Source organism: Teichococcus aestuarii, assembly GCF_042651065.1.
In the GTDB taxonomy this organism is placed as follows: Bacteria; Pseudomonadota; Alphaproteobacteria; order Acetobacterales; family Acetobacteraceae; genus Pseudoroseomonas; species Pseudoroseomonas aestuarii.
Map to the genome: position 1 here is coordinate 1 of NZ_JBHSCH010000026.1, position 13,136 is coordinate 13,136.

Below are 13,136 nucleotides of genomic sequence, written 5' to 3' on the forward strand. Positions count from 1 at the left end.
GCGGCGCAGCCCGCCCCGGCCCAGCCGCCGGCGGCGCCGCAGCCACAGACCGGGGCGCAGCCGCAGGCCCCGGCCGATGCCGGCGCCGCCGCGCGCACCACCACCGACCCGCAGGTGCGCCAGGCCCTGCCGCCCGCCTCCCAGACGCAGCAGCAGCTGCCCCAGGACGATGGCGCCGGCCCGCCGCAGGGCTCCTCGGAGGTGCAGGCCCCGGTGCCCGAGGTGCAGAGCGCCGGCGAGACCGGGCAGCGGCAGGTGCCGAACAGCGCCGACCCGGAGCAGCCCACCGGCACGCCGGCCGCGCCCCAGCCGCAGGTGGCGCCGACGCCGGTGCAGCCCATCCCGGCCCCGCCGCCGCTGGGCAACCGCAACCTCTCCGCCGAGGAGCTGGAGCTGCAGAGCGCGCTGACGGGCCGGCGCATCACCGGCATCGTCAGCATCCCGGACGACAAGCTGGCCGTGCTGGTGCAGCCGGAAGGGCGGGACTGGCGGGCTTTCCGCAACAGCACCATGATGTGGATCGGCGGCGTCGCCATCCTCGGGGTGCTGGCGGTGCTGGCGCTGTTCTTCCTGGTGCGCGGGCGCATCCGCATGCGCCACGGCCCCTCCGGCCGCACCATGCAGCGCTTCGCACCTTCATCGTGCTGGCGCTCTCCGGGCTCAACCTGGTCTATGGCCGGCACCTGCTGCGGCCGGTGATCGGGCCGGAGGCCTTCACCACCGTCTCCGAGCTCGGCAAGATCGCCCACAACTTCCTGGCCTTCCCCTTCACCCTGGGCGTCCTCGGGCTGCTGGCGCTCTGGGTGCGGGACAACATCCCGAACAAGCTGGACTGGGTCTGGCTGAAGAATGGCGGCGGCTTCATCGGCGATGCGCACCCGCAGGCCGGGCGCTTCAACGGCGGGCAGAAGGCGGTGTTCTGGATCACGGTGCTGGGCGGCGGCGCGGTCGCAGCCTCCGGCTTCCTGCTGATGTTCCCCTTCTTCGTCCTGAACATCGAGGGCCAGCAGATCGGCCACATGCTGCACAGCGTGCTGTCGATGCTGATGATCGCGGCCATGCTGGCGCATATCTACATCGGCAGCCTGGGCATGGAGGGCGCCTTCAGCGCCATGGGCAGCGGCAAGGTGGACTACAACTGGGCCCGCGAGCACCACAGCATGTGGGTGGATGACGAGCTGAAGCGGGCGCATGAATCCGTGCGGCCCGAGCCCGCCACGCGCCCCGCCGGCGCCGACTGAGGCGGCCGGAAAGAACCGCAGGGCCGGGGGAATTCCGTTCCCCCGGCTTTTTTTTGCCCGCCGCCCCGGATAAGGCTTCCCGCATGCGCCTGATCGGATTGGCCGGCTGGAGTGGCGCCGGCAAGACCACCCTCCTCGCCCGGCTGATTCCCTGCCTGACCGGCCGTGGCCTGACGGTCTCCACCGTGAAGCACGCGCACCACCGCTTCGACGTGGACCAGCCGGGCAAGGACAGCCACACCCACCGGCAGGCGGGCGCGCAGCAGGTGCTGGTCTCCTCCGCGCAGCGCTGGGCGCTGATGACCGAGCTGCGCGGCGCCCCCGAGCCGGCCCTGCCGGAGCTGCTGGCGCAGCTCGCCCCGGTAGACCTCGTGCTGGTGGAGGGCTTCAAGCGCGACCACCACCCCAAGATCGAGGTGTTCCGCGCCGCCAACGGCAAGCCCTGGCTGCACCCGGAGGACCCCGCCATCCGCGCCGCCGCCACGGACACGCCGCCCCCCGGCGGCGCCCTGCCCCATGCCGGGCTGGACGATATCGAGGCGGTGGCCGGCCTCGTCCTGCGCTACGCTGCGCCATGGCCCAGCTGAGCGACGACTGCTTCGCCTTCGGCGGCGCGCTGCTCTCGGTGGAGGCGGCGGCGGCGCTGATCGCGGCGCGCGTGCCCCCTCTCGGCGGCACCGAGACGGTGCCACTGGCGCGGGCCCGCGGCCGCGTGCTGGCGGCCGACCTGTTCGCGCCGCACCCGCTGCCGCCCTTCTTCAACAGCGCCGTCGATGGCTATGCCTTCCGCCATGCCGATCTGCGCGCGGGGGAGGAGACGCGGCTGCGCCTCGCTGGCCGCCTCGCCGCCGGGCAGCAGGCGGCGGCGGCGCTCGCCCCCGGCACGGCCTGCCGCATCCTGACCGGTGCCCCCATGCCGCCGGGCGCCGACACGGTGATGATGCAGGAGGATGCCCGGCTGGAGGGCGGCGCGCTGCTGCTGCCGGCCGGGCTGAGGCTTGGCGCCAATTGCCGCCCGGCGGGGGAGGATGTGGCGCAGGGCGCGCTGGCCTTGCCGGCCGGGCGCCTGCTCGACCCGCCGGCCATCGGCCTGGCCGCGGCGCTCGGCCTGCCGGCGCTCGCCGTCACGGCGCGGCCGCGCATCGGCGTGTTCAGCACGGGCGACGAGCTGGCCACGCCCGGCACCCCCCTCGGCCCCGCCCAGACCTTCGACAGCAACCGCTTCTCCCTGCTGGCGCTGCTGGCCGGGCTGCCGGTGGAGCCGGTCGATCTCGGCATCCTGCCCGACCGCGCCGAGGCCACCCGTGCCGCGCTGCGCGAGGCGGCCGGGGCGCACGACATGCTGCTCACCTCCGGCGGCGTCTCGGCGGGGGAGGAGGACCATGTGCGCGCCGCCATCGAGGCGGCGGGCAGCTTGGTGTTCTGGCGCCTGGCGCTGAAGCCGGGGCGGCCGGCGGCGATGGGCGTCATCGGCGGAACCCCCGTGCTGGGGCTGCCGGGCAACCCGGTGGCGGCCTTCGTCACCTTCCTGCACCTGGCGCGGCCGCTGGCGCTGCGGCTCTGCGGCGCGGCGCCGGTACCGCTGCCGCGCTTCCTGGCGGAAGCCGCCTTCCCCTACCGCAAGAAGGCGGGGCGGCGGGAATATGTGCGCGTCACGCTCTGCCCCGGCGCGCCGGGCGGGCTGCCGGTGGCCGCCAAATACGCGCGGGAGGGGGCGGGACTGCTCTCATCCCTGACGCAGAGCGATGCCTTCGCCGAGCTGCCGGAGGAGTCCCTCGGCGTGGCGCCGGGGGACCGGCTGGTGGTGCTGCCCTTCGCGGGGCTTTTCTAGGGGCCTCTTCTGAAGCCGGCGTCCGGCCCCATCTCTGCGGCAGCATCCGCGAGGGAAAGAGCCGCATGTTCATCGCCATGAACCGCTTCCAGGTCGCGCCGGGCTCCGAGGCCGAGTTCGAGCAGGTCTGGAAGAGCCGCGAATCGCACCTGCACACCGTGCCCGGCTTCGTCGAGTTCCACCTGCTGCGCGGCCCGCAGCGGGAGGACCATGTGCTCTACGCCTCGCACACCATCTGGAAGGACCGGGAGTCCTTCGAGGGCTGGACCCGCTCCGACGCGTTCCGCGCGGCGCACCGGGGCGCCGGGCAGACCAAGGTGCTCTATCTCGGCCCGCCGCAGTTCGAGGGGTTCGAGGTGATCCAGACGGTGGGGCACCCCGGCCCCGGCGCCTGACGCGGCGGGGGCGCGGCCCTCAGGCCCGGGCGCGCGCCAGCCGGGCCTGCACCGCCGCGCGCACCACCGGCCGCAGCCGCTGGTAGCTCAGCCACAGCAGCGCCGCGCCGGCCAGCACGCCGCCGATCGCCAGCGGGTCCGGCTCCGGGCCGAGCTGCCGCGCCAGCCAGCCGCCCACCGTGCCGGGCATCAGCACCAGCGGCGCCCAGACCAGGGCCGAGAGCACGTTGGCGCTCTGGAACGGCCAGTTGCGCATGCCCACCACGCCCGCCGCCAGCGGTGTCACCGCCCGCATCGGCCCGAGGAAGCGGCCGATGAACACCGCCCACCAGCCCCAGCGCCGGAACACCACCACCGACCAGGCATAGACGCGGCGGCAGGATCTCGGCAGCCGCCGCCGCACCGCGTAGGGCCCGAACCAGCGTGCCAGCCAGTAGCCGGCGGCATCGCCCAGGATCCCTCCCGCCACGCAGGCCAGCAGCGCCGGCCCGGGCGCGATCAGCCCGCCGCCGATCAGCGCCCCCACCGCCAGCAGCAGCGCCGTGGACGGCACCACGATGCTGACGACGGGGAAGGATTCGAAAAAGGCGATGAGGAACGTCACCGGCGCCGCCCAGGCGGCATTGGCACGCACCCAGGCCTCGAAGGCCATGGTCCAGTCTTCCAACATGGCGGAGCGGTAGCAGAGCAGGCGGCACCCCCGCCAGAGAAGGCTGCGTGAGCGGGGCGGCGATGCCCCGGGCCAGGGGCGGGGGCCAGAGGCGGGGGGGCTTGAGGGGGAAGGCGCTGCGGCGGCACACTCCACGCAAGGAATGGAGGAGAATGGCCATGGCAGGCCGCCGCGGGCTGCTGCGTGCGTGCATGAAGGGCGCCGCCCTGGCAGGGGCGGGGGCAGGGACGTGGGCCGCGCCCGGCGCCCCGCGCGCCAGGGCCGCCGCAGCCTCCGGCTGGCCCGCCCGCCCGGTGCGGCTGATCCTCCCCGACGCACCGGGCAGCGGCAACGACACGGTGGCCCGGCTGGTGGCGCCGGCCCTGGAGGCCGCACTGGGCCAGCCCTTCGTCATCGAGAACCGTGGCGGCGCGGGCGGGCGCATCGGCGTCGAGGCCGCCCACAACGCGGCGCCGGACGGCTACAGCTTCCTGCTCGGCAATGCCGGCTCCAACGGCATCAACGCCGCCATCTACCGCGACCTGCCCTATGACCTCGCCACCGCCTTCGAGCCGGTCTCGCTGCTGGTGCAGGGCCCCAACGTGCTGGTGGTGAACCGCCGCCTGCTGGCGGCGCGCGACCTGCCGGCGCTGATCGCCGCCTTGCGGGCGCGGCCGGGGGCGCTGAACTACGCCTCCGGCGGCATCGGCTCCTCCGCGCACATGTCGATGGAGCTGTTCAAGGCGGAGGCCGGGCTCGACATCGTGCACGTGCCCTATCGCGGCACGCCGGCCATGGCGCAGTCCGTCATCGCCGGCGACACGGCGCTGATGTTCGCCAATCTGGTCAACGTCATGCCCTATATCCGCCGTGGCGAGCTCGCCGCGCTGGCCGTCACCTCCCTCGGCCGCAGCGCCGAGCTGCCCGAGGTGCCGCCGGTGGCCGACACCCTGCCCGGCTTCGAGACGCTGGCCTGGAACGGCATCCTCGCCCCGCGCGGCACCCCGGCGCCCATCCGCGAGCGGCTGCACGCCGCCCTGGCCGGGCTGCGCGACTCGGCCGAGTTGCGGGACCGCGTGCGGCTGCTCGGCGGCGAGCTGGTCGCCGGCCCGCCGGAGGCCTTCGGCCAGCGGATCGTCCACGACATCGCCCAGTGGAAGGCCCTGGCCGCCCGGGCCGGCATCCAGGCGGAGTGACACACCTCATGCGCATCACCGCCCTCGACTTCCTCGGCACCCAGGTCACGCCCAAGACCAACTGGTGCTTCCTGCTGGTGCGCACCGATGCCGGGCTGACCGGCCTCGGCGAGTGCACCCTCGCAAACCAGGAGGGCGCCCTGGCCGCCGAGGCCGCGCGGCTGGCCGCGCAGGTGGTGGGGGAGGAGGCCGCCGCGCGGAACCGGCTGTGCCAGGTGCTGCCGCACGCCCCCGGCGGGCTGGTGGCGCAGACGGTGCAGAGCGCCTTCGAGGCGGCGCTGTGGGACATCGCCGGGCAGGCGGCGGGCGTGCCGATCCATCACCTGCTGGGCGGCGCGCTGCGGCCGCGGGTGACGCTCTACGCCAACATCAACCGCGGCGCGCAGCCGCGCACGCCGGAGGGCTTCGCCGCCGCCGCGCGCCGCGCCGTGGCGCAGGGCTTCACCGCCGTGAAGCTGGCGCCCTTCGAGCCGATGGTCTGGCAGGATGCCGGTGGCGACACCGCCGCGCAGCGCGCCGCCTATGCCGGGGGGCTGGACCGCATCGCCGCCGTGCGGGAGGCGGTGGGCGGCGGGGCCGATGTCATGGTCGATGCCCATTGGCGCTTCTCGGCCGGCGGCGCCGCGGCGCTGATCCGCGACTTGGCGCCGCTCGATCTCTACTGGCTGGAATGCCCCGTCGCCGAGGGCAACCTGCCGGAGATCCGCCGCCTGCGCGGCCTGGCGAACGAGCGCGGCATGCGGCTGGCGGGGGCGGAGACGCTGAGCGGCCTCGCCGCCTACCGCCCGCTGATCGAGCAGGGCTGCTACGACGTGCTGATGCCCGACATCAAGCACGCCGGCGGGCATGAGGAGATCCGCCGCATCGCCGCGCTGGCGCTGACCGCCGGCCTCGAGGTCGCGCCGCACAACCCCACCGGGCCGGTCTGCCACGCGCATTCGCTGCATCTCTGCGCGACCCTGGCGAACTTCCTGCGCCTGGAGGTGCAGTTCGGCGAGACGGACCGCTTCTTCACCCTGGTCTCGGGCGGCGAGGCGCTGGCCTTCCAGGAGGGCGCGGCGCGGCTGCCCGACCGGCCCGGCCTCGGCATCGCGCTGCGGGAGGCGGAGGCGCGCGGCACCCCCTGGCAGGCGATGCCGCGCCCCTGGCTGGACCCGCGCCTCGGCTGAGGCGGCTCAGTTCACGCGCAGGTCGTACTGCTTCACCAGCCTGCCGAAGCGCTCATACTCGGCGTTGTGGTAGGCGGTGAAGTCGGCGCGGCGGCGCAGCAGGATCGGCATGTCCATCCGCCTGAAGCCCTCCACCACGGCGGGCGCCGCCACGGCCTGGGCGCAGGCCTCCTCGATCGGCTTCAGGATGGCATCCGGCGTGCCGGCGGGCGCGTAGAGGCCGGACCAGATGGTGAAGTTCAGGTCGAAGCCCAGCTCCCGCATGGTGGGCGTGTCCGGGAATTCCTTCGCCCGCGCCGCGCTGAAGACGGCGATGGGGTGCAGGTTGTACTGCCGGACCAGGTTGCCCTGGTCGGTGAACAGCGAGAGCTGCTTCCCCGCCATGGCCTGCATCACGTCGCCCGAGCCCCGGAAGGGGATGTGGTTCATCTCGATGCCCGCCAGCCGCTCCAGCGAGATCATGCTGATATGCGGCGTGCCGCCGGGGCCGGTGCTGGCATAGGCGAAGGCGCCCGGGTTCTCGCGCGCGCGGGCCACCACGTCCTGCAGCGTCCGCAGGCCCGAATCCTGCTGCGTCATCATCACCACATGCGCCGCCGAGATCTGGCACACGGGGATGAACTCCGCCTGCTGGAAGGGGGCGCCGCGGGTGTGCGGCGTCAGCACCAGCGAGCCGCCGGGCGCGAACAGGATGGTCTCGCCATCCGGGCGGGAGCGGGTGAGTTCCATGGCGCCCACCGTGCCGTTGGCGCCGGGCGAGTTCTTGATCACGACCTGACGGCCCAGGGCCTTGGCCATCTCGGGCTGCAGGATGCGGGCCATCAGGTCGGACGCGCCACCGGGCGGGTAGCCGACGATCATGGTGACGGCGTTCTGGGCCATGGCGGATGAGGCGCTTGCCAGGAGGCAGGCAAGCGCCGCCGCGAGGGCAGCGTAACGCATCGGGCTTCTCTCCCATTCGGCTTTTTTTGTTTTACGCACGCAACGCAGGCAGCATAGGAAAGGCCGGCCGCGCCAGCCAGGGGCGTCGCGCCCCTTCCGGCGTTCCTGAAACCCGGCGCTCTTGAAAAATGCCGCCTGAAAGGCGAAAACCCGGATGCTCTGGCATCCGCCCGTTGAGCGTCTGCGGACGCCATCGCGGAGGGTGGCCTTGCGGGACGATGCGGGTCCGCCACATCGTCAGGAGAATGCCGGGTTAGCACAGCGGTAGTGCAGCGGTTTTGTAAACCGAAGGTCGGGGGTTCGATCCCCTCACCCGGCAAATGCCCCCGCCCTCTTCCCCATTGTTTTCCCACGATGCCGCGATCGGCGGGCCCTGCGGGCTCCCGGCGGCGCGGCCGCCTTCCCATGTCAGGTGCCGCGGGTGGAAAGGGGATGCGATGAGGGCCGGCATGAGGATCTCCGCCTGGGGCGCCGCCCTGCTCTCCCTGGCGGCCTGCGCCGGCTGGGAGAAGCCCGGCGCCACCGGCGCCGAGAGGCAGGCCGCGCTGGGCCGGTGCGAGGCGGCCGGCCGCCAGATCCCCCCCGAGTGGCAGGATTACGTGGAACGCCCCGGCTACTGGGAGCCGTCGGTGACCGAGTGCGGCCGCGATGGCCGGCGCTGCTGGACCTCGCCGGGCGGCTTCCGCCCGCCCCAGTACCGGACGCGCGATGCCGCCGCGCCGCTGCGCGCCACGGTCATCGAGGCCTGCATGCGCGACCAGGGCTGGACGCGGAAGGAAGGGCTGTAGGGGATTTCCGGCCCGCCGGGATTCATCGGGCCGGAGCCTCCGCCCCGGGGCTGTTACGGCCAGATTCCCCTCGCCGCGCGCCGGATCGTATGCTGTGCTGCCCTGCGGCGGAGCGGGAGGCGGGCGATGCGGGCAGTGGCGGCGGAGGGCGGTGCATGGCCCTGATCGGCCACAATGGCGGCCCGCCGCTGGAGCCGGAGCCCGACCTTTCCTGGAATGCCTGGAACTGGCGCCGTGCCAGCCGCAAGGCCTGGAAGACGCCGCCGCGCGAGATCGCGCTGCGTCGCCTCGCCCGGGCCGAGGAGCTGGGGATGAGCTACCGCGAATACACGCTCGAGATCCTGGAGCGCGGCCGCCACCTCTGAGCGGCCTTCAGCCCGGCCCGTGCCCCTCTCCTGGTGGGTGCAGGCGGCGGCGGCGCTGGTGCCAGGCCAGCCAGGCGCGCAGCACCAGCCAGCAGCCCATGGCCCAGGCGGCGCCCAGGCACCAGCCGGCCAGCACGTCGGTCGGCCAGTGGACGCCGAGATAGACGCGGCTGCTGCCCACCAGCAGCGTCAGCCCGATGGCGATGCCGAGGATGTAGGCCTTGAGCCGCCTGTGGTGCGTCACCCCCGCCAGCAGCGTGCCGAGCGTCAGGTAGCAGGTGGCGGAGAGCATGGCGTGGCCGCTCGGGAAACTGGCCGTGTGCACCTCGACGAGATGCGCCACGAGGTCCGGCCGCGGCCGGTCGAAGCCCAGCTTCAGCAGGCTGTTCAGCGCCATGCCGCCGCCGAAGGAGACCGTCAGCAGCGTGGCGGAGAGCCATTTGCGCAGCATGACGATGTAGCCCAGCGCCACGGCGCCGATCAGCAGCAGCACGGCGTGGCTGCCGAGCGACGTGTAGTCGCGCATCATGATCTCCAGCCAGAACGGCCCGAGCGGGTCCGAGAGGTCGCCCGGGTTGCGCAGCGCCCGCAGCAGCGTCTCGTCGAAGGCGTGGGTGCCGCCTTCCAGCGCCTCGTCCATGATGGCGGCGAAGGCCAGCATGCCGCCCGCGCAGACCAGCAGGGCCGCCAGGGTGGCGAACTGCCCCCAGCTGAAGCGGCGGGAGAGAATGGTCAGGGTGTCGCGTAGCATCCGGGATTCCGCTTGCCGATAAGGCAGAGACGCGGCCATCTGGTGGGAGTTGCCACGCTTCCGCATCCCTCCGCTCCCTGGCGCGTTTCCCGCCGGATGTGCCAGCGCCAGGGCGCGGCCGGTTCTGCCAGGAGAAAGCCAGGGTGCAAAGCTGCGGAGCGAGCGTGATGCCGGCGACGGGGTACGGGGCCTGTGGGGTGGCGCATGGCTGAGCCGGACCGCCGCGCCCTGCTGATCGTCAACCGCAACGCCCGCAACGGCGGCGCCGTCATCGACGCGGCGCTGGCGGTGTTGCGCGATGCCGGCTGGTCGCTGGTGGAGCACCCCTGCAGCCCCGGCCAGACCGCCGCCGAGGTGATCCGCGCCCGCGCCGCCGAGGGCTTCGCGGCGGTGATCCTGGGCGGCGGCGACGGCACGCTGAACGGCGCCGCGCCGGCGCTGATGGAAACCGGCCTGCCCTTCGGCATCCTGCCGCTCGGCACCGCCAACGACCTGGCGCGCAGCCTGGACATCCCGTTCGACCCGGTGGAGGCGGCCCATGTCATCGCCGGCGGCGTGCTGCGGCCGATCGACCTGGGCGAGGTGAACGGCCGGCCCTTCTTCAACGTCGCCAGCATCGGCTTCAGCGCCACCCTGGCCAAGGGGCTGGGGCGGGAGGAGAAGAAGCGCTGGGGCAAGCTGGGCTACGCGCTGGCCGCCTTCCGCCTGCTGCGCCGGGTGCGCCGCTTCACCGCCTGGATCACCCATGACGGGGTGACGGAGCAGGTGAAGACCATCCAGGTTTCGGTCGGCAATGGGCGGCACTATGGCGGCGGCATGACCGTGGAAAGCTCCGCCCGGCCGGATGACGGCAAGCTCGACGTCTACAGCCTGGAGCTGGACCACTGGTGGCGGCTGCTGGCGCTGCTGCCCTATCTGCGCCGCGGCACGCAGGGGCAATGGCACGACGTGCGGGCCTTCCCCACCACCGCCTGCGAGGTGCGCACCCGCCGCCCCATGCCGGTGAACACCGATGGCGAGCTGAACGCCATGACCCCCGCGCGCTTCCGGCTGCTGCCGAAGGCGGTGCGGGTCTATGTGCCTTCCTCCAACCCTTCCCATGGGATGCCTGCCTGATGGATTCGCTGCTCGCCCTGGCCGCCGACCCGGCCGCCTGGGTCGCCCTCGCCACGCTGATGGCGATGGAGGTTGTCCTCGGCATCGACAACCTGATCTTCATCTCCATCATCACCAACAAGCTGCCGGTGGAACAGCAGGCGCGGGCGCGGCGCATCGGCATCGGGCTGGCGCTGGTGCTGCGGCTGGCGCTGCTCGGCACGGTGGCCATCATCGTCCGGCTCACCGCGCCGGTGTTCGAGCTGTTCGGCCACGGCTTCTCCTGGCGCGACCTGATCCTCATCGCCGGCGGCCTGTTCCTGGTGTGGAAGGCCACCAAGGAGATCCACCACAATGTCGACCCGCCGGCGGAGGGCGACATGTTCGCGGGGAAGGCCACGCTCACCTTCTCCAGCGCCATCGCGCAGATCCTGGTGCTCGACCTGGTGTTCTCGATCGACAGCATCATCACCGCGGTCGGCATGACGCCGCACATCCCGATCATGGTCATCGCCGTGCTGACGGCGGTGACGGTGATGCTGCTGGCGGCCGACCCGCTGGCCAACTTCATCAAGGCCAACCCGACGGTGGTGATGCTGGCGCTGGGCTTCCTGCTGATGATCGGCATGACGCTGATCGCCGAGGGCTTCGGGGCGCATGTGCCGAAGGGCTATGTCTATGCCGCCATGGCTTTCTCGACGCTGGTGGAGGCGCTGAACATCGTCAGCCGCCGGGCGAAGCGCCGCACCAGCTGAACCGGCAGAAAAAAGAGGGGGCGCGGGGGAATTCCTTCCCCCGCCCTGGCTTCCTGTCAGACGCCCCTCTGCAACCCTCCATCCACCGCGATGGCCTGCCCCGTGACATAGGCCGAGACAGGCGAGGCGAGGAAGGCGACCATGGCCGCCACCTCCTCCGGCTCTGCCAGCCGCCCCATCGGGATGTCGGCCGCCACGCGCTCCAGCACCGTCGCTTCCGGGATGCCCTCATCCTTCGCCATGGTGGCGGCGCGGTTGCGCCAGAGCGGCGTCAGCGCCCGCCCGGGCGAGACGCTGTTCACGCCGATCCCCTCCGGCGCCAGTTCCAGCGAGAGGGTCTTGGCCAGCGCCAGCACGCCGGCCTTGTGGGTGTTGGAGACGACCTGCTGCGCCGTGGGCTGGCGCGCCGAGACGGCGCCGAGCAGCACCACCCGCCCGCAGGCGGCCCGGCGCAGCGCCGGCAGCAGGGCGCGCACCACCCGCACCGTGCCCAGGATGTTGAACTCGTAATTGGCCAGCCATTGTTCGTCGGTCAGCGCCTCGAAGCTGGAGCGGTGGCTGCCGCCGGCGGCGCAGACCAGCGCGTCCAGGTGCCGCCCCTCCCAGCGCGCGGCGAGGGCCGCCACCTGCGCCGGGTCGGCCTGGTCGCAGCGGGCGGTCTCCGGCCGGGTGCCGGTCTCGCGCGCCAGGGCCTCGGCGGCCCCGGCCAGCCGGGCCTCGTCGCGCCCGGCGATGGTGACGCGCGCGCCCTCGCGCAGCAGCAGCGCCGCAGTGGCGAGGCCGATGCCGGAGGAGCCGCCCACCACCAGCGCCTCCCGCCCGTTCAGTTGCAGGTCCATGCACGTTCCCTCGGCTGCGGCCTCATTCCGGCCGGGTGCCGGAGGCCTGGAGAATGGGGCGCCACTTCTCCGTCTCCTGCTTCAGGAAGCGCGCCAGCGCCTCGGGCGTGGAGGGGCGCGGCTCGGCGCCGTGGTGGGAGAGGGCGGAGACGAGCTGCGGGTCGGCCAGCGCCTCGCGCAGCGCGGCGCTGAGCCGCGCCGCCACCGGCTGCGGCAGCCCCTTGGGGCCCAGCATGGCGTACCAGTTGGCCACCTCGAAGCCCGGCACCGTCTCGGCCACGGCGGGCACGTCGGGCAGCAGCGGGCTGCGGCGCGCGGTGGGCACGGCCAGGGCGCGCAGCTTGCCGGCCTCGATCAGCGGCAGGGCGGTGGGGGCGGTGGCGAAGGAGAAGTCCATCTTGCCGCTCACCAGGTCGGTCATCGCCGGCCCGCCGCCGCGATAGGCGACATGGGTGGTGCGGATGCCGGCCAGGTGGTCGAGCAGCGCGCCGCCCAGATGCCCGGCGCCGCCGATGCCGGAGGAGGAGTAGTTCAGCGCCTCCGGCTTCGCCTTCGCGGCGGCGATCAGCTCGGGCAGGGACTTCCAGGGCCGGTCCACCGGCACCACCAGCACGTTCAGCACGTCGGCGAAGAGGCCGATGGGGGTGAGGTCGGCCTGCGGGTTGAAGCCGAGATCGGTGAACAGGCTGGGGTTGATGGCGAGGGCGGAGATGGTGCCCATCAGCAGGGTGTGGCCGTCCGGCGCGGCGTTGACGACGGCCTGGGTGGCCACGTTGCCGCTGCCGCCGGGCCGGTTCTCCACCACCACCGGATAGGTGGTGCCGAGCGCCGCCTGCAGGCGCGGCGCCAGCAGGCGGGTGGTGATGTCCGTGGCGCCGCCCGGCGCGAAGCCGACGATGACGCGGACCGGGCGGTCCGGATAGGCGGCTTGCGCGCGTGCCCCCCCGCCCGGCGCCGGCAGGGCCTGGGCGGGCAGGGCAAGCGCGGCGCCCAGCAGGGTCCGGCGCTGCAGCATGGCGTTTCCTTCCTTCGCTGCGCCGGCCCTGCGGATTGGTCTTGTGGATGCGGGCCGGTCACGGAATGGCTCCCGGCGGCCATGCTGCGGGGCGGCCCGCAAAGT

The 13,136-nt window shown here is 73.3% G+C and carries 15 protein-coding genes, 1 tRNA gene and 1 pseudogene; 12 read left to right on the plus strand and 5 right to left on the minus strand.

Annotated features, from left to right (window positions below; translation table 11 throughout):
• From ACFOY6_RS11855 to ACFOY6_RS11875, 5 genes and pseudogenes are all read left to right on the plus strand, one after another.
• A pseudogene (locus ACFOY6_RS11855) lies at nt 1-699 on the plus strand (hypothetical protein); the annotation flags it as partial.
• Nucleotides 642-1,241 carry a formate dehydrogenase subunit gamma gene (locus tag ACFOY6_RS11860; protein ID WP_379650893.1) on the plus strand — a complete coding sequence of 200 codons (600 nt, stop codon included), beginning with the start codon at nt 642-644 and terminating at the stop codon, nt 1,239-1,241. The pseudogene ACFOY6_RS11855 and the gene ACFOY6_RS11860, both read left to right, overlap by 58 nt.
• Before the next feature lie 83 nt (nt 1,242-1,324).
• Nucleotides 1,325-1,828, plus strand: a complete 504-nt coding sequence (gene mobB, locus ACFOY6_RS11865) for a molybdopterin-guanine dinucleotide biosynthesis protein B (protein WP_379650894.1) — start codon at nt 1,325-1,327, stop codon at nt 1,826-1,828.
• Nucleotides 1,816-3,072 carry a molybdopterin molybdotransferase MoeA gene (locus tag ACFOY6_RS11870; protein ID WP_379650896.1) on the plus strand — a complete coding sequence of 419 codons (1,257 nt, stop codon included), beginning with the start codon at nt 1,816-1,818 and terminating at the stop codon, nt 3,070-3,072. The genes mobB and ACFOY6_RS11870 overlap by 13 nt, the downstream gene beginning before the upstream one ends.
• Nucleotides 3,073-3,137: 65 nt before the next feature.
• Nucleotides 3,138-3,467 carry an antibiotic biosynthesis monooxygenase family protein gene (locus tag ACFOY6_RS11875; RefSeq protein ID WP_109515618.1) on the plus strand — a complete coding sequence of 110 codons (330 nt, stop codon included), beginning with the start codon at nt 3,138-3,140 and terminating at the stop codon, nt 3,465-3,467.
• A gap of 19 nt (nt 3,468-3,486) precedes the next feature.
• Here the strand turns inward: ACFOY6_RS11875 and ACFOY6_RS11880 are convergent, their stop codons facing one another.
• The gene (locus ACFOY6_RS11880; RefSeq protein WP_379650898.1) at nt 3,487-4,119 is read right to left on the minus strand and encodes a DedA family protein; all 633 of its coding nucleotides are present in this window, start codon (nt 4,117-4,119) and stop codon (nt 3,487-3,489) included.
• Nucleotides 4,120-4,295: 176 nt separating this feature from the next.
• On the opposite strand from ACFOY6_RS11880, the gene ACFOY6_RS11885 reads away from it, so the two are divergent.
• Together ACFOY6_RS11885 and ACFOY6_RS11890 are read left to right on the plus strand one after the other, a co-directional pair.
• A complete protein-coding gene (locus ACFOY6_RS11885) occupies nt 4,296-5,312 on the plus strand; it encodes a Bug family tripartite tricarboxylate transporter substrate binding protein (RefSeq protein ID WP_379632084.1) in 1,017 nt (338 codons plus the stop codon).
• 8 nt (nt 5,313-5,320) lie between these two features.
• Nucleotides 5,321-6,481 (plus strand): mandelate racemase/muconate lactonizing enzyme family protein, encoded by a 1,161-nt coding sequence (locus ACFOY6_RS11890; RefSeq protein WP_379650900.1) that lies wholly within the window; start codon nt 5,321-5,323, stop codon nt 6,479-6,481.
• Nucleotides 6,482-6,487: 6 nt separating this feature from the next.
• Here the strand turns inward: ACFOY6_RS11890 and ACFOY6_RS11895 are convergent, their stop codons facing one another.
• Complete coding sequence (locus ACFOY6_RS11895) at nt 6,488-7,363, minus strand: tripartite tricarboxylate transporter substrate binding protein (protein WP_379632092.1); 876 nt, start codon at nt 7,361-7,363, stop codon at nt 6,488-6,490.
• 307 nt (nt 7,364-7,670) lie between these two features.
• Between ACFOY6_RS11895 and ACFOY6_RS11900 the strand changes: the two genes are divergently transcribed.
• The 3 genes from ACFOY6_RS11900 (at nt 7,671) to ACFOY6_RS11910 (ending at nt 8,576) form a co-directional block, all read left to right on the plus strand.
• Nucleotides 7,671-7,742 (plus strand) — tRNA-Thr (locus tag ACFOY6_RS11900).
• A gap of 130 nt (nt 7,743-7,872) precedes the next feature.
• Complete coding sequence (locus ACFOY6_RS11905; RefSeq protein ID WP_146201818.1) at nt 7,873-8,211, plus strand: hypothetical protein; 339 nt, start codon at nt 7,873-7,875, stop codon at nt 8,209-8,211.
• A 155-nt stretch (nt 8,212-8,366) separates the two neighbouring features.
• Nucleotides 8,367-8,576, plus strand: a complete 210-nt coding sequence (locus ACFOY6_RS11910; protein ID WP_109515612.1) for a hypothetical protein — start codon at nt 8,367-8,369, stop codon at nt 8,574-8,576.
• A gap of 7 nt (nt 8,577-8,583) precedes the next feature.
• Here ACFOY6_RS11910 and ACFOY6_RS11915 read toward each other — a convergent pair whose 3' ends face one another.
• Complete coding sequence (locus tag ACFOY6_RS11915; RefSeq protein WP_379650902.1) at nt 8,584-9,327, minus strand: phosphatase PAP2 family protein; 744 nt, start codon at nt 9,325-9,327, stop codon at nt 8,584-8,586.
• Between the two features lie 204 nt (nt 9,328-9,531).
• On the opposite strand from ACFOY6_RS11915, the gene ACFOY6_RS11920 reads away from it, so the two are divergent.
• Nucleotides 9,532-10,443 (plus strand): lipid kinase, encoded by a 912-nt coding sequence (locus ACFOY6_RS11920; protein ID WP_379632100.1) that lies wholly within the window; start codon nt 9,532-9,534, stop codon nt 10,441-10,443.
• On the plus strand, nt 10,443-11,177 hold the full coding sequence (locus ACFOY6_RS11925; protein WP_379632102.1) for a TerC family protein: 735 nt from the start codon (nt 10,443-10,445) through the stop codon (nt 11,175-11,177). The genes ACFOY6_RS11920 and ACFOY6_RS11925 overlap by 1 nt, the downstream gene beginning before the upstream one ends.
• A 56-nt stretch (nt 11,178-11,233) precedes the next feature.
• Here the strand turns inward: ACFOY6_RS11925 and ACFOY6_RS11930 are convergent, their stop codons facing one another.
• Nucleotides 11,234-12,016: an SDR family oxidoreductase gene (locus ACFOY6_RS11930; RefSeq protein WP_109515607.1), complete on the minus strand. Its 783-nt coding sequence runs from the start codon at nt 12,014-12,016 to the stop codon at nt 11,234-11,236.
• 22 nt (nt 12,017-12,038) lie between these two features.
• Entirely contained in the window at nt 12,039-13,031 is a 993-nt protein-coding gene (locus ACFOY6_RS11935; RefSeq protein WP_379650904.1) for a Bug family tripartite tricarboxylate transporter substrate binding protein, read from the minus strand.
• Between the last annotated feature and the right edge of the window lie 105 nt (nt 13,032-13,136).